The 20,568-nt window shown below is 38.9% G+C and carries 15 protein-coding genes and 1 tRNA gene; 6 read left to right on the forward strand and 10 right to left on the reverse strand.

The window, feature by feature from the left end; all coding sequences use genetic code 11:
• Positions 1-210 precede the first annotated feature (210 nt).
• On the forward strand, positions 211-1,395 hold the full coding sequence (locus PGN18_RS06665; RefSeq protein WP_335318642.1) for an MFS transporter: 1,185 nt from the start codon (positions 211-213) through the stop codon (positions 1,393-1,395).
• A 157-nt stretch (positions 1,396-1,552) separates the two neighbouring features.
• Here the strand turns inward: PGN18_RS06665 and PGN18_RS06670 are convergent, their stop codons facing one another.
• Genes PGN18_RS06670 through PGN18_RS06680 form a run of 3 tightly spaced genes read right to left on the reverse strand, consistent with a single transcriptional unit; the run spans position 1,553 to position 3,363 of the window.
• Positions 1,553-2,167: a hypothetical protein gene (locus PGN18_RS06670; RefSeq protein ID WP_335318643.1), complete on the reverse strand. Its 615-nt coding sequence runs from the start codon at positions 2,165-2,167 to the stop codon at positions 1,553-1,555.
• Between the two features lies 1 nt (position 2,168).
• Positions 2,169-2,720: a hypothetical protein gene (locus tag PGN18_RS06675; protein ID WP_335318644.1), complete on the reverse strand. Its 552-nt coding sequence runs from the start codon at positions 2,718-2,720 to the stop codon at positions 2,169-2,171.
• Position 2,721: 1 nt separating this feature from the next.
• Positions 2,722-3,363, reverse strand: a complete 642-nt coding sequence (locus PGN18_RS06680) for a hypothetical protein (RefSeq protein ID WP_335318645.1) — start codon at positions 3,361-3,363, stop codon at positions 2,722-2,724.
• Between the two features lie 207 nt (positions 3,364-3,570).
• Here PGN18_RS06680 and PGN18_RS06685 point away from each other — a divergent pair, with 207 nt between their 5' ends.
• From PGN18_RS06685 to recA, 3 genes are all read left to right on the forward strand, one after another.
• Positions 3,571-4,524 carry a hypothetical protein gene (locus PGN18_RS06685; RefSeq protein WP_335318647.1) on the forward strand — a complete coding sequence of 318 codons (954 nt, stop codon included), beginning with the start codon at positions 3,571-3,573 and terminating at the stop codon, positions 4,522-4,524.
• A gap of 114 nt (positions 4,525-4,638) precedes the next feature.
• Entirely contained in the window at positions 4,639-5,304 is a 666-nt protein-coding gene (gene nth / locus PGN18_RS06690) for an endonuclease III (protein WP_335318745.1), read from the forward strand.
• A 133-nt stretch (positions 5,305-5,437) separates the two neighbouring features.
• On the forward strand, positions 5,438-6,451 hold the full coding sequence (gene recA / locus PGN18_RS06695) for a recombinase RecA (RefSeq protein WP_335318746.1): 1,014 nt from the start codon (positions 5,438-5,440) through the stop codon (positions 6,449-6,451).
• A gap of 75 nt (positions 6,452-6,526) precedes the next feature.
• Here the strand turns inward: recA and PGN18_RS06700 are convergent, their stop codons facing one another.
• The 3 genes from PGN18_RS06700 to tsaD all read right to left on the reverse strand — a co-directional run bounded on the left by PGN18_RS06700 (position 6,527) and on the right by tsaD (position 10,492).
• On the reverse strand, positions 6,527-8,881 hold the full coding sequence (locus tag PGN18_RS06700; RefSeq protein ID WP_335318648.1) for a TonB-dependent receptor: 2,355 nt from the start codon (positions 8,879-8,881) through the stop codon (positions 6,527-6,529).
• 71 nt (positions 8,882-8,952) lie between these two features.
• On the reverse strand, positions 8,953-9,153 hold the full coding sequence (locus tag PGN18_RS06705) for a hypothetical protein (RefSeq protein ID WP_335318649.1): 201 nt from the start codon (positions 9,151-9,153) through the stop codon (positions 8,953-8,955).
• A gap of 337 nt (positions 9,154-9,490) precedes the next feature.
• Complete coding sequence (gene tsaD, locus PGN18_RS06710; RefSeq protein ID WP_335318650.1) at positions 9,491-10,492, reverse strand: tRNA (adenosine(37)-N6)-threonylcarbamoyltransferase complex transferase subunit TsaD; 1,002 nt, start codon at positions 10,490-10,492, stop codon at positions 9,491-9,493.
• A 75-nt stretch (positions 10,493-10,567) separates the two neighbouring features.
• Here tsaD and PGN18_RS06715 point away from each other — a divergent pair, with 75 nt between their 5' ends.
• A complete protein-coding gene (locus PGN18_RS06715) occupies positions 10,568-14,995 on the forward strand; it encodes a translocation/assembly module TamB domain-containing protein (protein WP_335318652.1) in 4,428 nt (1,475 codons plus the stop codon).
• A gap of 424 nt (positions 14,996-15,419) precedes the next feature.
• On the opposite strand, the gene PGN18_RS06720 is transcribed toward PGN18_RS06715, so the two are convergent.
• From PGN18_RS06720 to PGN18_RS06730, 3 genes are all read right to left on the reverse strand, one after another.
• Positions 15,420-16,631, reverse strand: a complete 1,212-nt coding sequence (locus PGN18_RS06720) for a bifunctional 3,4-dihydroxy-2-butanone-4-phosphate synthase/GTP cyclohydrolase II (protein ID WP_335318653.1) — start codon at positions 16,629-16,631, stop codon at positions 15,420-15,422.
• A 138-nt stretch (positions 16,632-16,769) separates the two neighbouring features.
• Complete coding sequence (locus PGN18_RS06725; protein ID WP_335318655.1) at positions 16,770-18,194, reverse strand: LptF/LptG family permease; 1,425 nt, start codon at positions 18,192-18,194, stop codon at positions 16,770-16,772.
• A 30-nt stretch (positions 18,195-18,224) separates the two neighbouring features.
• The gene (locus tag PGN18_RS06730) at positions 18,225-18,605 is read right to left on the reverse strand and encodes an START-like domain-containing protein (protein ID WP_293785658.1); all 381 of its coding nucleotides are present in this window, start codon (positions 18,603-18,605) and stop codon (positions 18,225-18,227) included.
• Positions 18,606-19,405: 800 nt separating this feature from the next.
• Here PGN18_RS06730 and PGN18_RS06735 point away from each other — a divergent pair.
• A tRNA-Met gene (locus PGN18_RS06735) sits at positions 19,406-19,479 on the forward strand.
• Positions 19,480-19,985: 506 nt separating this feature from the next.
• Here the strand turns inward: PGN18_RS06735 and PGN18_RS06740 are convergent.
• Positions 19,986-20,561, reverse strand: coding sequence for a Crp/Fnr family transcriptional regulator (locus tag PGN18_RS06740; RefSeq protein WP_335318656.1), 576 nt, complete (start codon positions 20,559-20,561; stop codon positions 19,986-19,988).
• Between the last annotated feature and the right edge of the window lie 7 nt (positions 20,562-20,568).

Consider the following 20,568-nt stretch of genomic DNA (forward strand, 5'->3'; position numbering starts at 1 on the left):
CGGGTGTTTCAGAATCCAACAAACCAAATGATAATGCAAACTGCTCATTGAAATTGCACAAACTGTAAAAATTTCCATCATCTACCCTCCATTTCCCATTTTACATCTTCCATCCCACATCTCCCATCTCTTAAAATGTCCCAATTTTTACAATACACAACCATAAAAAGACCTACCTTTGCATAGTGTAATTTTAACACTAAGGGCGCTATGAACAAGAATTTACTCCCACTTACTTTAGGTGGTTTAGGCATTGGAATCACTGAATTTGTTATGATGGGCCTGTTACCCGATATCGCTAAAGATCTAAAAGTAACCATTCCACAGGCCGGGCATTTAATTTCTGCTTATGCACTAGGCGTGGTAATCGGCGCTCCTTTGTTAATTATAATTGCGGGTAAATATCCACCGAAAAAAATATTGATGGCCTTGATGATCATGTTTACGGTTTTCAATGCCTTTTCCGCATTCGCACCAACTTTCAATATTCTCTTTATTTCCAGGTTACTTTCAGGCTTGCCTCATGGGGCATTTTTTGGAGTAGGATCAGTTGTGGCTAGCAGAATAGCCGAAAAAGGGAAAGCCGCACAGGCCGTATCATTGATGTTTATGGGCTTAACTATTGCCAATATTGTGGGCGTACCATTGGGTACGTTTATCGGTCACAATTTCTCCTGGCGTATATCTTTTGCTGTGGTGGTATTTGTGGGTTTGGTAACCTTACTAAGTTTAAAATTATGGTTACCTGCTTTAGAAGCAACAAAAAACAGAGATTTAAAAGCGGAATTAAGTTTCTTTAAAAAAAGAGAAGCATGGATCATCATTTTTATGATCTCTATTGGTACGGGTGGGTTATTTACCTGGTACAGTTACATCGCTCCATTAATGACAGATGTTGCAGGCTTTTCGCCAAATTCGGTAACTTATATATTAATGCTGGCGGGTTTGGGCATGATGTTCGGCAATTACATTGGCGGACTTTTGGCCGATAAGTTTTCCCCAGCCAAAGCATCTGCGGCTTTATTGCTCACCATGGTGGTTACCTTAACCATCGTTCATTTTGTATCCGCAAGCCAAGCTTTGGCCCTGATTATGACTTTTATTACAGGCGCTGTCGCTTTCTCGTTAGCTGCCCCCATCCAGATGTTGATGATTCAAAGTGCCAAAGGATCTGAAATGCTGGCGGCCTCTGCTAGTCAGGCAAGTTTTAACATTGGTAATGCTTTGGGTGCTTTCTTTGGCGGTCTTCCTTTGGTTTATGGTTTCGATTATACTTCTCCTGCTTATGTAGGTGCAGCTATGGCCTTGGTGGGTGCATTATTCGCCTTCTGGCTGATCAGAAGTAATCAAGGTGCAACAGAAAAGGTAAAAGTACCCGCTACTTCTTTTCACTAAATGCATTCTCTTTTTGGAAAACAAAGAACGATGCATTTTTGATTCTGAAGCCCTGCTGTACACTATAGTCCCAACTTTATATCCGGAGCTGTCGTTTCCTTCAGGTTTATCCTTGAAGGATCTGTGCCGTTAAACAAAACACCGCATTCAATCAATTTTATCTTGAAGTTGCAAACGTTCGATGTTTTCTTCTTTGATCTCTCAGCCTACCCAATACCAAACCCATTGATATTCCATAAAAAGACTCCACTTTGTTCAGATTTGCCGAAAAACCAGCAGTAACAGAAGCGGTCCCATCCAGATAAAGACCGTATTTTATTTCAAATGGCAAACCGATCGACCGCCTTCTGATTGTTTCATATATATAATTGCCAAACAGGCACCCTCCCGGCCGATCACAATCATCGTACAAAAATGTGCCACGGCTGATCTGATTAATCATTGATAGGCCTGCACTTAATCTTAGATAATGGTAACGGTTAAATGTATAATTCTTACCTGCTAAAATACTAAGGTCAGAAATACGCGGCTCGGGCAATCCACCAAAGTAAAATATCCTGAATCGCTTAACGCCAGAGGTTTTAATCGAAATAAAATTGTTTCTTTTCTGCAGGAAAATATCGATATCGCTGTACAAACGCCCATTTCCTCCACCACCTAAACTGAAACCAAGACCAAAATAGGTTTTCCACTTTTGATGTAAAGTATCCTGCTGTGCAGATACTAAGCCTGTCATGCAAAGGCAATGTAAACATAAGATATACTTTTTCATACTACAGCATTTTAGCGCTAAATACCAGGCCTAAACCTATTGTAGCAAAAGTTTTTTGCCTGTTCGCATTACCGTTTACCGACACAGAAATCCCAACACCATCAACAAAACGATATATATACCTGGCTTCAGCAACAATTCCAGCCGAATTTTTCTGAATAATTTTATCCCTCAACGTATCACTATTAGATTGATCGTACTTTTTAAGGTCGGCTATAACAGCCACGCCGCCACCAAATTCGAACCGATGATTGGAATTGGATTTAATCCCTTTACCTAAAATCAGGGCCGCTTCAGAAAAACCTGGAACAGTTGTTTTCTCACCGTCAACATTTACTTCATATGTTTCCTGCAATACAGATGACATTTTAAATTTGATGTAAGAACCAGGTTTATGATAACCGATATAACCTGACAACAGCGGCTTTTGCAAAGTTGCTGCGCCAAACTCCAAGCCACCACTTAAATGCTGAAAAAAATCACCATAACCTTCTTGCGATTTAGCCACATGCCCTAGCAGGACGAAAACAAAAAATAAAAAAAGCTTTTTCATATTATTTTGAGTTTATTCTTTTGAAATGATAAGACGCGTTATAGGAATAGCCGGCCATAAAAAAGAGTAAAACAGCACCAGTATTGTCAACAGCATGATTCATAATAAGGCCACCGTCTTTAGCTAAACCTATTCTGGTTTTCTCGCTTCTGGAGCCACCCAAAACATATGGGATGCCTTCGAATTTGGTATATTTATTACCTAACAATAACAAACCCCGAGACTGTAACTTATATGATAAGCTTACCGTATCTTTTACTAAGCTGTCTTCTTTAAAAAGAAAGTTAACCTGATGATCAGAAACCTGAACAACCACATGAGCATTGGCCGGTGTATCAAAATCAATCTTGCTTTTACCAATATATTGATGAAATTTTTCATACTTGGATGAATTAACCTGCAATCCGGCTTTGCCATTCTTCTTATAAACTGAATCAGGATACAATTCATAAGTGCCAGAAAGCATTGATAAGTTTCTTTCGGTCAATTTAACTTTATGATACCTTATAGGGCCGTCAGAAAACGAGGCACAGGCCGACAAGAAAAAACAGCAGGCAAGAGCTAAAATAGTGGTTGTAATTTTTTGATTAAATCCTATGGTTGTACCATTTGAATTTATTGAGGTTGAGCAGTGAATATCCATTTTGATGTATTTTAATTTTCCTGATCAAATCTAAAACACCAAACTGCATCCGAATAACCCCAAAGATTACATAAAATCAAAAGATATTTTTAAAAGCAATACTCTTTATTAAACAAGTAACTTAAAATTACATTTTGTATATTTCATGATTAAAATAATCCTTTAAATTATTAAAAGTCGACACACTTCATTTAAAAATTAATCTTTATGAATAATCAGCAAGCATTATTTCTTCAGGCCATTAAGTCTTCATTGCCCGATTATCAAAATCTGGCATTAAGTGTAGCAGAAGAATTAGGAATCAGCACAAATGAGGCTTATAAAAAAATAAGAGGCGATAGCAACCTAACTTTGCAACAGATCATCAAACTATCTGACTGTTTCGATGTGCCATTCCTATACAGCCCGAAAAAATCGTTGTCCGTTACTTTTAACTATTTAAGTGTAAACGAAGATCTGGATATGATAAACTACCTGCGTAATCTGCTGGAGCATATCAAGGCCATTAAAAAAAGTAAGGAGAAACACATTACCATTACAACAGATGATATTCCTTTATTTCATTTCTTCAAGTACCCTGAACTGACCAGCTTCAAACTTTTCTTTTGGGCAAATAGCGCCAATAACCTCGGCATACCATTTAGCGCTTCCTTCCTGTCTGATGAGATTATTAAAATTTCGCAGGAGCTGCATGCCACTTATCTGGAAATACCAAGCACCGAAATATGGTCAAAAGATACCGTAATAGGCACACTGGAACAGATCAGGTATGCCTTCGAAGCCGGCCACCTTGCCGATACCGAACTGGCTATAAAAATTGTAGAACAGGTAAGGTATTGCCTCACCGATATGAATATGTATGCCATTAGCAGCAAAAAAACCATCGATCCACATCACACCTTTAATTGGTATAGTTGTGACGTATTGGGCAGCATTGCTTATCTGGTTGATTTTAAAGACAGCATGACCTGCTATAACAGATTTAACACTTTTAATTATCTAAGAACCGAAGACCAGGCCTATTGTAAACAAACCAAACAATGGATGCAGGGCCTGATTATGAAATCTGTTTCTTTTAGCGGCCAGGGAGAAAAACATCGCAATAAGTATTTATACAATGCTTTTGCCGAATGTGATAAGTTGCTGAGCGAAATCGGCTAATCATGATTACAAAGAGCGCCTTAGTTTGTTTTTTTTGAAGCATCAACTCACTATTGAATGAAGCTCGACATATATTTTCCATCTTACATCTCCGCCTTTAACCTATATTTGCACATGCTTAAAAAAGAACGCTACAAACTTTTTGTAGAACATTTTTCGGCCAAGCAGCCTGATGCTGAAACCGAGTTACATTATAATAATCCTTACCAGCTTTTAGTAGCGGTAATCCTTTCTGCACAATGCACCGACAAAAGGGTGAATATGGTAACTCCTGCTCTTTTTCAACGCTTTCCGAATGCTAAAGCATTGGCTGAAGCTACTCCCGATATTGTTTTTGATTATATCAGAAGCATCAGCTACCCCAACAACAAGGCGAAACACCTGGTAGGCATGGCCAACATGCTACTTAATGAATTTAATGATGTAGTACCATCGGAAGTTAACGACCTGCAAAAAATGCCTGGAGTTGGACGCAAAACAGCTAATGTAATTGCATCGGTGATTTACAATGCACCGGCAATGGCGGTTGATACCCATGTTTTCCGCGTAGCCAACCGCCTGGGTTTAACCAATGGCAAAACGCCATTGGCAGTTGAAAAGGATCTGGTTAAAAACCTACCTGAACACGACATCCACATTGCACATCACTGGCTTATTTTGCATGGACGCTACGTTTGCGTAGCCCGAAACCCCAAATGTGATGTCTGCGAAATCACCTACATGTGCAGGTATTTCGAACGCTTAACCGCCCAAAACGAAAGGAATAAATTAAAAGCCTAAAAATATTTTTTATTTACTATTGACATTAGCCAAAAAAGCCTTACATTAGCTAAATATTTTAGCATTATAAATAGCAAACATTTAGCATATTAGCCGATAATCAATTATATTTACGAAATCAATGAAAAAAGAAATGAGCACTGCAAATCCAGATAAATTAAAAGCCCTACAACTTACTTTAGATAAACTAGAGAAATCTTATGGTAAAGGTACCATCATGAAACTTGGCGATACTGCTGTTGAACCGATAGATTACATTTCTACCGGATCGATCAGTCTGGATATTGCTTTAGGGATTGGTGGTATTCCAAAAGGACGTATCATTGAAATTTATGGACCAGAATCTTCTGGTAAAACAACGTTAGCTACACACATCATTGCCGAAGCGCAGAAAAAAGGCGGTATTGCTGCTTTTATCGATGCAGAGCATGCTTTCGATCAGTTTTATGCCAAAAAATTAGGCGTAGATACTGATAACCTGTTAATCTCTCAACCCGATAACGGTGAGCAGGCATTGGAAATTGCCGATAACCTTATCCGCTCGGGTGCTATAGATGTAATCGTAATTGACTCTGTTGCGGCATTGGTTCCTAAAAGTGAAATTGAAGGCGAAATGGGCGACAGTAAAATGGGTTTACATGCCCGTTTAATGAGTCAGGCCTTACGTAAATTAACCGGAACAATTTCTAAAACCGGCTGTTGCTGTATTTTCATCAACCAGTTGCGTGATAAAATTGGTGTAATGTTCGGTAACCCTGAAACCACAACTGGTGGTAATGCTTTGAAATTTTATGCGTCTGTACGTTTGGATATCCGTCGTATTTCACAAATCAAAGATTCTGACGAAGTTTCTGGTAACCGTGTTAAAGTAAAAATTGTTAAAAATAAAGTGGCTCCGCCTTTCCGTATTGCAGAATTTGATGTGATGTTTGGTGAAGGTATTTCCAAAAATGGTGAAATTATCGACTTAGGTGTTGATTTTGGTATCATCAAAAAAGCAGGTTCATGGTTCTCTTATGGAGATACCAAGCTGGGCCAGGGTAGGGATGCTGTAAAACAGTTATTGAGCGACAATCCTGAACTTGCAGAAGAGCTGGAAACCAAGATTAAAGCAGAAGTAACCGGTGAACATCTGGCCGAAAAATAAGCCTGATCAATTCAGCCTGAAGATAAAAAAGCGTCCCGGTGTTAAATCGGGACGCTTTTTTATCTTAGCATCTCGCTAATAACTAACCGAAATGCCAAAGTTTACCGAAGTACCTCGTCCTTTCGAATAAAAACCTGGCTGCATAAACCATTGTGCTCTGGCCGGAAAATAATCCTGGTTAAATATATTGTCTACCCCTAAGGTAAGTTTCGTGTTCTTCTTCACCTGATAAATCCCTGCAAAACTGAACAGATGATAAGCTTTCACCGCCCCCTCATTTCCATTGTAGATGCCGTTCGCATTTTTTTCAAATCTGTTGCGCGAATTGATACCAGTATAATTCAAGGTCAAATCCAAAACCTTTAATGGGCTGTAGGTAACCGAAGCCGTAACTTTTGGTGCTGAAATCCGGCGACCATTCAGATACATGTCAACCGGATCGTTAAACTTTCCATTTTTGTCAATGTCGCGCTTACCTTCAGTATAACTATAACTTGCCGATAATCCTAACTGATCAAACAAGTGGTAATCGGCAGCTAATTCAAAACCGTAAATTTTTTCAGGGTTTCTAGCTGTATTAAACAGGCCTGTAGCAGGATCATAAACTACTTCAATACCTAACTTGGATGTACTGATGTAACCCGATGCGGAAAATGTTAATCCCGCAATTTTACTCTCAAAGCCAGCCTCATAATTATTAACCTTTACTGCATCTGTACTGATCTTATCGATGCTATTCACTTTTGCGTCGCGTAAAGCCAATCCAATATCCATGACAGAAAATCCCTGAGAGAAACTTATAAAAGGGCTGAATACATTAAACTGATTATACCTCAAACCTGCATTAAAAAGGTAGGTATTGTATTTCAAACTCCCTCCGCCTACATCAAAAGATGGAGTAATGGTGGTATTGTTTGCGCCTGTAGTTCTTAAGGTACGGTAGTCATCAACGGCTATATTTACATTTTCATAACGCAAACCCGTTTTAAATACAAGCTTGTTTAAGATATTGAAATCTGCCTGCGCAAAAGGTGCGATATTAGTCATATCCATTGTAGGCACCCATACCCTACCATCAACCAGCGGCTGTGCAGTTTTATCTTTCATGAAATCTGCACCATAAGCCAGATTCATTTTCAAAAAATTAAGCCTCAGTATTGGTGTTTCCAAAAATAACCGCGCTCCCCTTTTATCGTTTTTGGCAAGCGACTGGCCATCACCTCCATCAAAACGGCCTAAAGAAACATAGAATACGTCCTTACGGGTTTCGTAATAAAGATCCGCATGTAAACTCGAATGTAAAAAAGTACTATCAATTTTATATGATAGATTTAAATTGTGATTATAATCAACCCCGGTAGGAATTCCTAATGGCTTACCAAGTACCCCTGTTGCTTTCTGGCCTGTCGCCAGATTACCATTTACTAAAGTAAAATTACTATTCTGTAAACTGCTGTAGGTATTATAGCTAAGTTGAATACGTTGATTTTTTACAGGTACATAACCAAATTTGGCAAAAGCATTATAAGTATCTGTCTCGCCTAAACTATAGTTGGGTCCTACCACATCACCTTTTGCATCTTTATATTCACCGGTTTGTTCGTACATGCCACTTACCACATAATCAAATCTGCCCAGTTTCCCATAAAATAGCTGGTTGATTCTACCTCCTTCGGAGTTTTTCATCTTAACCAATGATCCGCTTAAATTAAGCTGGGTTTTACCTGCAAACCTGGCCGCTGTATCCGGAACCATGGTAATGTAATTTACCAAACCTCCGGCAGCACCATTGCCATAAATGGCGGTAGCCCCTTTAACCACTTCTATGCGTTCGAGCACTGATGGATCTATAGATCTCAAATCTACTTCTGCATTTCTTAACGGCGAGGATTGCGAAACACCATCTATCATCACCAGCATGGGGCGGCCCCGCAAATTTTGTCCCACATTATTCCCGGTTTGTGCCGTAGGCGCAAAACCAGGCACCTGATTAGCCAATATCGTACTTAAATCGGGGGTAATGGCAATTTCCTTTTCCAGTGTTTTCTTATTTACTATGCTGACTGAAGTGGTAACGTTCTTAATGTTTTCGGGCTTTCTGGAGATCGAAATTAACACATCGTCTAATGTATTGGGTAATGCTTCCAATGTAAAATTGATAACAGTATCGGCCTTTACTGCCCCAATTTGTTGTGTAGCTATTTTATAGCCAATTGCATTTAACTGAATATGAAATGGAATGCCACTTTTGATATAAAAGGTATAATAACCTTTGCTATCAGCCTGGATTTTCTGGTCAGGTAAAGAAATGGTTGTATACGGAATTTCACTTCTTTTATCCCTGATATGTCCTTCAACCTTCACGCTTTGGCCATGCACCAAAAGAAGATTGCACATCAGGATGGTAACAATCAGTATAAGTTTTTTCATCTATCTTTAATTTTCGCAAAGATAGAAAATAGACGTTAATAAGAATAGGTCTAAATAAGAATTAGAAAACTTTAATTATTCTGGCTAAAGATAGCGCTGAAATCTTTGGTTACATAAACAATAACCAAAAGTGCAGCAATAAGTAAGGCACCCAGGATAATTACACCCCAGCTTCCTTTAAGTTTGTTTTTATCTTTTCTGATCAACCAGTATAACAGGCCGATTAAAGGTACCGCACAAACAATCCAAAATATTAACGATGCTCCAGTCATATGTGTATTTAATTTAATAATTTTTATTGGTCCGAAGTCAGGTGTCCGAAGTCGGAAGTTAAGGTGTTAATTCATTCCAATCCCGTATGCAGGCGTCATCCTGAATTTATTTCAGGATCTATCTGTAGCATTAATCATCATGGCGTCCTTTACATCAGCCTATAAACAGTTATCGTTTTAAGACTACCTCCCCGAAAAGTCGGACAGGCTATTGGCCAAAAAAGCCTTTCCGCAATAACGAGCGAAAGGATAACTGATGAATCGGTCAATAATATGGAGTTGTTAGGCAATTAATCATAACCTATTGACTAATGAACCAATGACCAATGAACCAATATTAAAACTCCATCCTAGCCATTGGCGAAACATCCTGCCCTACAAAATCTTGTTTCAGGTACTTGTGGTAACCCGCAATGGCAATCATGCCCGCATTATCTGTACAGTATTGAAACGCTGGAATGTAAATCTTCCATCCCAATTCATCTGCGGTTTGTTGCAGGCCATTCCGTAAACCAGAGTTTGCCGAAACACCTCCCGCAATAGCGATTTCCTTAATTCCGTATTGTTTTGCTGCTTTTTTTAATTTATTGAGCAGAATCTGTACAATACTATGTTGAACAGAAGCACAAATATCAGCTAAATTTTCGGCAATAAAATTAGTGTTCTCCTGCTCCTTTTTCCTGATGAAATACAGAATGGAGGTTTTAAAACCACTAAAGCTAAAATTCAGATCAGCAATTTGTGGTTCGGCGAACTTAAAGGCCAAAGGATTTCCATTTTGTGCATGCTTATCAATCAGTGGTCCACCAGGGTAAGGCAAAGCCAGTAACTTAGCGGTTTTATCAAAAGCTTCACCAGCAGCGTCATCCAGGGTTTCCCCAATAATTTCCATATCAAAATAATCCTTTACCAGCACAATTTGAGTATGCCCGCCTGAGACGGTTAAACAGATAAAAGGAAAACTCGGCTTAGGATCATCAATAAAATGCGCGAGGATATGCGCATGCATATGATTAACAGAAATTAACGGTATATTTAAAGCTAATGCAAAAGATTTGGCAAAAGAAACACCAACCAATAACGATCCTAAAAGGCCGGGACCACGTGTAAAAGCAACAGCATTTATGTCCTGTTTTGTAACGTTGGCGTCAATTAAAGCTTGTTGTACTGCAGGAACAATATTTTGCTGATGTACCCTTGAAGCTAATTCAGGTATAACACCACCATAATTTTGATGAATTGTTTGGTTTGCAATAACATTGGCAGTAATTTTGCCGTTGTTACAAATAGCAACGGATGTATCATCGCAAGAGGATTCGATAGCAAGTATAACAGACAAATTATTTAATATTTAAGCTGCAAAATTATTAAAAAACTATTTAAAATACTCCTTTGGGTAATTGCATCAATAATCTTGCTGCTTGCGCTTCTTATTTTCTCACTACAATTTAAGCCTGTTCAAACCTATTTTGCACAGCGGGCTGCTGCATACCTGTCTAAAGAGCTTAATACTACCATATCAATCAAGAGTCTTTACATCAAACCCTTTAAATCTATTGTACTCGAAGATTTATTGGTATTGGATTTACAAAAAGACACTTTGTTAAGCACGCCGCAATTTATGGTTGATATTAACCGATTATCCATTGATAAAAAGATTATCGATATCAATACCGTTCAAATTAATAACGGACAATTTTTCCTAAAGGATTTCAAAGATAAGTCTTCTAACCTCGATTTCATCATCAACTACTTCGATTCTGGTAAACCTAAGGTAAAGAAAAAGAAAAGCAAGCCCTATGAGGTTAGTCTGGGCCGTCTTATTTTAAACAAGTTTGCATTCAGGTATATCAACTATAATGCGAAAGATACCATTCAGGGGAAAAGTGTGAACTTCGATAATGTAAACGTTAAAGAGCTAAGTGGAATTTTTGAAGGATTGGATACCAAGAACCATTTGCTAAAAACCAACATCAAAAACCTGACTTTTAAAGAGCATAGCGGATTTTACCTCAAAAATTTAACGGCTCAAACCACGGTAGACAGTAATGCCATCGAGCTGAAAAACCTCTTGCTCGAAACCAATCAGAGCCGCTTAACCAACTATTACCAGATGCGGTTTAAAAGCTTTAGAGATTTTAACCATTATGTAGATAATGTGCGGATGAAGGCCATCTTCAAAGATAGCCACATTACCTCAAGGGACGTTGCATTTTTTGCGCCTGAAATGAGTACAATGAAACTCGACCTGGATGTTGATGGTCAGATTACGGGCTTAGTGAATAACCTTAAAGCCAAAAAACTATCTTTAAGAACAGGAAAAGCCACTCACATTAAAGGCGATTTTATTTTAAAGGGGCTACCAAAATGGAAAGAGACCTTTATGGATCTAAACATCGAGATGGCTGGTACAAACAAAACCGATCTGGATGAAGTGTTGGCCGGTATTACCAACAGCAAAAAGAAAATTGTGCCGGTAATTGTAAAGAAATTTGGCAACATCAACTTCAATGGAAGTTTTACAGGTTTTCAGAATGACTTTATTGCCTATGGCGAATTTAAAACTAAATTGGGCCGCGTTGTTTCGGACGTGAACATGAAAATCGATAAAAAAGATGTTCCATCGTATACCGGAAACGTGAAAACATACGATTTCAATATCGGTAATCTGTTAGATGAGAAGAGTCTTGGCCGGATCACTTCCTCTTTATATGTAAAAGGACGTGGAACGGAACTAAAAGATTTAACCGAAAAAATAAATGGCGATGTAACTTACATCGACTTTAACAAATACAGGTACCGTAACGTCAAGATTGACGGCACATTTGATAAAAAATATTTCGACGGCAAGCTGAGCATTAACGACAGGAACGTCAAACTGGTATTTGACGGGGGCGTTAACCTGAACCCTAAACTACCGGTATTTAATTTCAATGCGACCATTTCAAAAGCCCGTTTAAAAGCCTTAAAACTATTAAAAGACTCTTTAATGGTGGACGCCAAATTTACCACCAATTTTTCGGGCACCAACCTAAACAATATCTCGGGCAAATTATTAATCCAGGAGATCAGGTTGCAAAACCCTAAAGGAGTTTATAGTATAGATTCTGTGCAGTTAATGGCCAATGGAACAGGTGCTAACCGTGTACTCGATATCCGCTCCGATATTTTTGATGCCAGCATTAAAGGTGAATATGACCTAAATTCGATTGCTTCTTATTACAAGGCGATCGCCAAAACGTATATCCCATCTTTAAAGGCCGACATCATTAGATACAACAAGCAGATTTTTCAGTTTAACCTGCAGATTAAAAAGTTTGAACCGCTTGCTCAAATATTGGCGCCAGGTTTAGAATTGGAAGAAGGCGCTACCTTAACGGGCGATTTTGATTCTCGCAATAACACCGCCACGCTAAATGGTTTTGTGAAGAAATTAAAATACAATGGCATAGTAGTCAACAATATCATCCTCGACGAAAATACCACCACACAACAACTTCAACTGATTGTAACTTCCGATCGGGTGCAGCTTAATGACAGTCTGTTTATTAAAGACGTGAACATTTCCAATATCCTGCGGAATGACAGTCTGGCCTTCAACGTTAAAATGTCTAACAACGATGAAGATAATCAGCTCGACTTAAACGGATTGGTAGAATTTACCAAAAATCAGGACACTGCGGCCAGGTTAAGCGTATTACCGTCTATCCTCAAAATCAACAATGAAGAATGGCGGATCCAGGAAAAAGTACGCATTGTGTTCAATAATGGTAAAACCGAGATCAGTAACTTTGATTTAACCAATGGAAAACAGCAGGTTACGATAGATGGATTAATATCAGAAGATCCAAAGGATTTGATCAGTGTTGGATTTAAAGATTTTAGCTTAAAAACCCTTAACCCGTTTACCAAAGGTTTTGGCGTTAAACTGGCGGGAAATGTTAATGGGAAGACGGACTTATTTGGTGTATTGAAAACACTTAGGGTAAACGATGATCTCAAGGTTGATTCATTAAACTTTAACGATATCTATTTGGGTACCTTAACAGATACGTCATCTTACAGTAATGAAAGCCAAAAACTGAACGTATTTACCCGTATTGTAGCCGACAATTCTGAGAATTTTAAGCTGACCGGAAACCTTGATCTAAAAGAAAAGGAAATAGACCTTGCCGTAAAAATGGACGACAGTAAGCTTACCGTATTGGAGCCATTTGTTAAAAAACTGGTATCTAATCTGAAGGGAAACGTCTCCGCTGATTTAACGGTAAAAGGCCAGTTAGAAAAACCGGAAATTAATGGGACCTTATCCCTGGATCGGGGGCAACTTATGGTAAATTACCTTAAAACCACTTATGTAATTACCGATAAGGTTGAAGTGAACAACAGTGTAATTAAACTCGAGGATTTTGTACTTAAAGATTTGGAAGACCACGAGGCCACTGCAAACGGTAGCGTAGACTTAAACAATATTGACAATCCTACACTGAACGTTAAGATAAATGCGAACAGTTTTATGGCCTTAAATACCACGGCGAAAGATAATTCCATCTACTATGGCCGTGCATATGGCACTGGGGTATTTACTTTTACCGGCCCTACCGATAACATGAAGATCGATATTAAGGCAAAAACGGAAAAGGGAACCGTGTTTAACCTGCCTTTAAACAGTTCTGAAACTGTATCGGATAAAGACTTCATCAATTTTGTGAGCCGTGATTCGGCGGTTGTGGTCAAGAAAAAAACCAACTTTGAAGGTTTAACCTTAAGTTTTAAATTAACGATAGACCCGAATACCACAGCAAACATCTACACAACTTTGGGCAATTTAAGTGGCAAGGGTAATGCCGAGCTGAGCTTAAACATCAATAGTGTTGGCGATTTTGAAATGTCCGGCGATTATATCATTGAGACAGGAAGTTTCGATTTTACCGCACAGGAAATCATCAACAAAAAATTCGAAATCAGACAAGGCGGAACCATCCGCTGGACGGGTAACCCTACCGCAGCGCAGATTAACTTAAAAGCGGTATATGCTTTGAGGGCAAGTTTAAATGACCTATACAAAGCGGCAAACCGCGATGCCAGCAGTAACGCCAACCAAAGGGTAAATACAGAAGTGGAGATGGGTTTGACAGGTTTACTCTTAAAACCAGATATTAAGCTTGATATCGATTTCCCTGCACAACCTTCGATTAAAGAAGAACTGCAGACCTATTTTAGTGATCCGAACAATTTGAACCTGCAGGCATTCAGTTTAATTATCAGGAGAAGTTTTGCCCCTGGAAACGGTGGGCAGTCCATTGGCAATCAGTTGAGTTCAACGGCTACCAGTACCGCCACCGAATTGGTGTTTAATCAGTTCAACAACGTACTTTCTTCGTTAAACCTCAACTTTGTCGATCTGAACGTGCGTTCCTTAAGCGAAGCCAATGCATCTTTTAAATTTTTTAACGATCGTTTAATTATCAATGCAGGTATTGTAGACCGAACCAGTTCGAATGATTTTACAGTGATTGATTTCTCCAACGGGAATAATGTGGGTAGAGAGGTTGAGGCACTTTTCCTGATCAAAAAAGATGGAAGTTTGACTGTGAAAGCGGCGAATAAACCACCTACTCAACAAAGTATATTCTTAAATAGCGGGATTAGTCCAACGGCAAATGTCACCTCATTCGGTTTGGTTTATACTCAACAGTTTGATACGTTTAAGGAATTTATCCAGAAAATTTCCGGTGCTTACCGCCGAAACCTGAAAAGAAAACAAAGTCCTGTTAAAACGAATAAATCTCTTAATAAAGATATTATCATTAATCAAAGTAAGGGGAATCAGCGGAGGTAAAGTTTGGCTGCCTTAGTTCATTGGTCATTGGTTTATTAGGGCTTTGTTCATCAATAATAGTTTTACTTCCAAAATGCTAATTTCCCAGTATATAAAGATCCTTCACTGCGTTCAGGATGATAATTAGTTTTAGACGCTGTCATTCTGAATGAAATGAAGAATCTTTACCTGAAGAACTGCTTCATTACTTAATAAGTTGATGATTGCAAAACGTACTGATTAGATTTCTCCACTCCGTTTCTCTCCGGTCGAAAGGACGATTGCATGAGGGACGAACCGATTAAACTAATCAACACTTAATTCACCTTTTAAAGACATTAACTAAAAAAGCCAACACCGAACTGAGGTTCAATATTGGCTTTTATTATTATTGGACATTTAGGCTTAGGCCAGGAAAACTCCAAACCCTCAACTCCAAACTCAATTATCCTTTCATGATCGAATGGCCCATTTTATCTCGTTTAGTGGTTAAATAACGTTCATTATGTATGTTGCTTGCAATTTCAATTGGAATGTTTTCTACCACTTCCAGGCCATAACCAATTAAACCTGCCCTTTTGGTTGGGTTATTGGTCATTAAACGCATTTTTGTTACTCCTTCCGATCGCAATATTTGTGCACCTACACCATAATCGCGTTCATCGCCTTTAAAACCCAGCTTGATATTGGCTTCAACGGTATCGAAACCAGCATCCTGTAAGTTATAAGAACGCAATTTATTAATCAGTCCAATACCTCTACCTTCCTGATTCATATACACCACAATACCTTTACCTTCTTTCTCGATCATTTCTAAAGCTTTATGCAACTGCGGACCGCAATCGCAACGGCAAGACCCAAAAATATCCCCGGTTACACAAGAACTGTGTACGCGTGCCAAAATAGGTTCATCCGCATCCCATTCCCCTTTAGAAATGGCTAGATGTGTAGCATTATTATCCAGCTGTGTATAAGCAGTCATTTTAAAATTACCCCAAGCGGTAGGCAAATCGATGCTAACCTCTTGTTTGATCAAGCTGTCTATATTTAACCTATAGGCAATCAAATCCTCAATCGATATGATTTTTAGCTGATGCTGCTCGGCAATTTTAAATAAATCCGGAAGTCTGGCCATTTCGCCGTCTTCTTTTAAAATCTCCACCAATAAACCTGCAGGTTTCATACCGGCCAATCGTGCCAGATCTACCGCAGCTTCTGTATGTCCGGCACGGCGGATGACACCACCATCTTTGGCTATTAAAGGAAAAATATGTCCAGGTCTGCCCAACTCTTCAGGGTCGGTTTTTGGATTAACGAGAGCCAGCATCGTTTTAGAGCGGTCGCTCGCCGAAATCCCCGTAGTGCAACCATGACCAACCAGATCTACCGAAACGGTAAAATTGGTTTCGTACGCTGCCGTATTCTTGCCCACCATCAGGTTAAGGTTTAACTCCTTGCAACGTTCTTCAGTTAAAGGTGCGCAGATTAAACCACGTCCATAAGTGGCCATAAAGTTGATGATCTCAGGCGTTGCATTTTCAGCTGCAGTTAAAAAATCGCCCTCGTTCTCTCTATTCTCATCATCTACAACAATAATTACTTTACCAGCTTTTATATCTGCGATGGCCTCTTCTATTGTGTTTAATTTTGTTTGCATTTTATAAGCATTATGGGGCAATGGTGTACAAGGCGCACTAAAGCGGTTTTATACTACAAGCAATAACCCGTACAAATGTACAACCTTATTGAGCAATATTTGGATTAAAATATCATCTGTAAGTAAAGGAAAAGCAGCCTATTTTTCCTTCTTTTTGAAAAACCGCAGAAAGAGTTGTTTATAGTAATCAATATCGAACAAGGCCGAATCTACTGTGGCTTTATAGGTTAAAAAGGCGGCCAACGGCGAAAGTACAATCACTGCAATCCACATCCCAAATATTGGGTTCAAATTGCCTTCACGTGCAGATTTTTCGGCCACTGTAGTAATGATATGGTACACCAGGAAAAAACAGATCGCCACTACTACAGGTAACCCCATCCCCCCTTTTCTGATGATGGCCCCTAATGGTGCACCAATAAAAAACAACAGAATGCAGGATGCTGCCAACGTAAATTTACGCTGATACTCTACTGTGGTAAAAATGATTTCGCCGGTTAAATCGGTTTGGCGCGGTCCCCAGTTAGGTACTTGCTGCATGATGTTGGCAATCGTATTGTTTGCAGTCTCCAGGGCCATTTTCCGCGATCCGTTCGGAATACTTTTTAAGATGACATCATCAATTACTTTTGGAACAGCTTTTACGCTAGTGTAACCTTTAGTGACATTAAACTGTTTAAAATTACTGGTAAGGGTAGCTACAGTACGCATTTTCATTGTATCCAACTGCTTAGTAAGCGAGTCGCGCTTCTTTACAATCCCCTTCAGGTTTAGCATGGGCGTACTGTTTCCAAAAGCGTTGGGATCAGTGGTACTGGCATCAAAAGATGACATATCGAAACGTGGCGAAGTTTCTCTAAAACGGTTTCTTGTAAAAATCTGCCTTGGGTTGTACATGCCATTTTTGGCCGCCTGCTCTTCATATTGTACACCATTTTTGAGGTTGAGCACTAAAAATTTACCATCGGCGGTTTTGTTCATTTTGCCCTCTCTGGCCAGGATTACCTTAGGAATACCATTATTTTCACGGTGATCGTAAATCATGATATTATGTAGCGTACCGTCTTCTTCTTTCGAATCCACACGGATGGCATATCCTGGAATTTCATTATTAAAAACCCCTGGTTTGATTAAAAATGAAAGCTTTTTATTTCTAATATCGTACAAAAGCGACCCAAATTTGAGGTTGGCTTTTGGCAGCATGTAGTTGGCAAAAAAGAAAGAGGCTACCGTGAGCATCAAGATGACCACCAGTAAGGGGCGCATGGCTTTTTGCAGCGAAATACCTGCTGATTTGATCGCCACCAGCTCATAATTCTCACCCAGCGTACCGAAAGTCATGATGGAAGAAAGCAACACCGAAAGTGGAAGCGCCATGGATACGTTGGCAGCTGAGGCATAATACATCAGCTCCAGAATGGTATACCATTCAAAACCTTTTCCAATTAAATCATCAATCCATTTAAACAGAAAAAACATCAATAGAATAAACATCATAACAAAAAATGTTGCTATGAATGGCTTCACAAATGCTTTTATTAATAGAAGATGTATTTTTTTCACCTTACAAAGGTAAACAATACGAAGATAATATTACGCACCCAAAACGCTAATCAGGTAATCGATCTGGTTGTCCCAGATTAATTTTTTCTCTGCTAAAAGCTCGTCGGTGGTAAAATCGGTAATCGAGAGGGCTACATCATTGGTCAATTCGTCCTGCACAATTTCCATTTCAAAATAACATTGAGGTTCATCGTCCAGCCACTTAAATTTAACCAGTTTATTTTCCTTCACGGCAATCAATTTTGCTTTTTGCTGTTCATCATCCCAGGTGAAGGTATATACCTGATCGCGAAAATTCACATCGTCCGCAAACCATTGCGATAAGCCGTTTGGCTCACTTATAAAACTATACAATATTCTTGGTGACGATCTAACTTCGTACTCTAGTGTAAATTTTTTCTTTTCTGCCATGCTAGTACACTACCAGGATAATTTTTCCGGACAATTTTTAATATTATTTTGCTAAAGAAAGGTAATTTATTCTATATCTGCAACAATATAATTTTTATTGCTTCCAGGTGGTGCATTGGTTTATTGGTCATTAGTTTATTGGTCATTAATTTATTAGTGTGTAGCCATTACATCGATTGCACTATATGATCCTTATATGCTTCACATGGTTAAGAAAGACGGGAATTATTGAAATCTGTTAAGAATTGAATAAAGATATAGGACTGATTAATTGGTTAACTGGCTGTATAAGAAACACCAAATTTCTTTACCCATTCTTTACCCTTTGTTTACCTGTTCTGTACACCAAGTTAACCCCATCTTTACCCTTTGCTTACCTATTCTTTACCCTGGCGTTACCTAATTTATTACCTAAAAGGTAAAGAATTGGGAAATAACTGGTGCAGATATAGCTACGCAAGAGCTAACTTGCTCACTTTAAGGGGTAGTCAATATCCGAAACCATCTATATTGTATGGCGATACCATAATATATTTCCGATTGCCAACCACCAGAAATGATTTTTAACCGACCGCTCCGCAGAAACCTGTACGCACCGCAGCTTAATTTTGCAAGAAATAGATTCCCATAAGCGCCAAAGTCAGAGATTAAAGCAGCCAGAAAACAATCAATTTTACTGATTACGAACACCTTAAACTATTTTTCAAATTTCTTTTTAATTGAATGTATATTTATCCTATATTTGCAGCTCTTAAAAATAACCACATCCGTTTTTACAATTATCGGTAAATAGGAAGCCCGGCGGGGTAGCTCAGATGGTTAGAGCGCAGGATTCATAACCCTGAGGTCGGCAGTTCGATCCTGCTCCCCGCTACTGATCAAAAGCTCATCGAAAGATGGGCTTTTTTTGTTTCAGATGTATTGATCATTATTTTATTCTTAGCCTTAGCGAGGCATCAGAACTGGCTGGTCATTTAGACAAAATAAAAAACCCTTCCGTTAAATTATCACCTTGATTCTCCAGGCCTATGTTTATGTGGTTTTAGATCTGGGTGCTTAGGTTTGGTTTCAGGTGTTACCCGGTGCCTTTTGTCTGGAGTACCATCTTGCTTGTTAGGCTTAGGTCCAGGTTTAATTGCTTCAATGTTTTCCATAAAGTTTTATATTAAGTAATTCAAGTAATTACAAATCTAAACCAGAACCGAGTAGCATACTTACGGTTTTCCTTATAACCGATAAGAGGACTTTGGAATAAAATTAGTTTTTGAAATGGTTTTAGAGACATATACTTCCATTCTATTAAGGCAAATCAATTCTTCACCTAATGTACATTGGCTGCAAAATGGCCTAAGGAAAACAGAGACTTTCACCATCGCAAACCTATTTGTAGCTAATGCTTCTTCTTATCCGGCTTAGCGATGATTGTGTAACCCCCAGGTAAGAGGCCAGGTAGGAAAGCGGGATGCGATTGACCAGTTGTGGGTAGGTTTCCATAAAGGCCAGATAACGGGTAGTGGCATCTTCAGCAACCAGTGGACTGCGGCGTTCTATTTTTTGGATCAGCGATTTTTTGATGATTTTGTTGATGATACGCTCCCAGCCTACTATGGTATCGGCAATGTCTTCCCAATCACGTTTGGAAAAAATAATGAGTTTACAGTTGCTAACGGCCTGCACATAACCTGAAGAAGGGATTTTGTTGTCAAAGCTGTCTAGATCTACCACAAAATGATTTTCATCGATGAAATATTTGGTCACGTCGTTGCCCTTGTTATCATAGTAACAAACCCTGAGGATCCCTTCCAGAATAAAACCAACCTGTTTGGCAATCCTTCCTGCCTCTGAAAAATAATCCTCCTTATTAAGAGTCAATGCTTTTCCTTTTTTCGTGAGGAAGTCAATCTGTTGAGGGTTCAGGTTTCCAAATTGCAACAGATAGTTTATTACCGTTTCCATATTATTA

This window comes from Pedobacter terrae (assembly GCF_036946585.1).
GTDB lineage: Bacteria > Bacteroidota > Bacteroidia > Sphingobacteriales > Sphingobacteriaceae > Pedobacter > Pedobacter terrae_C.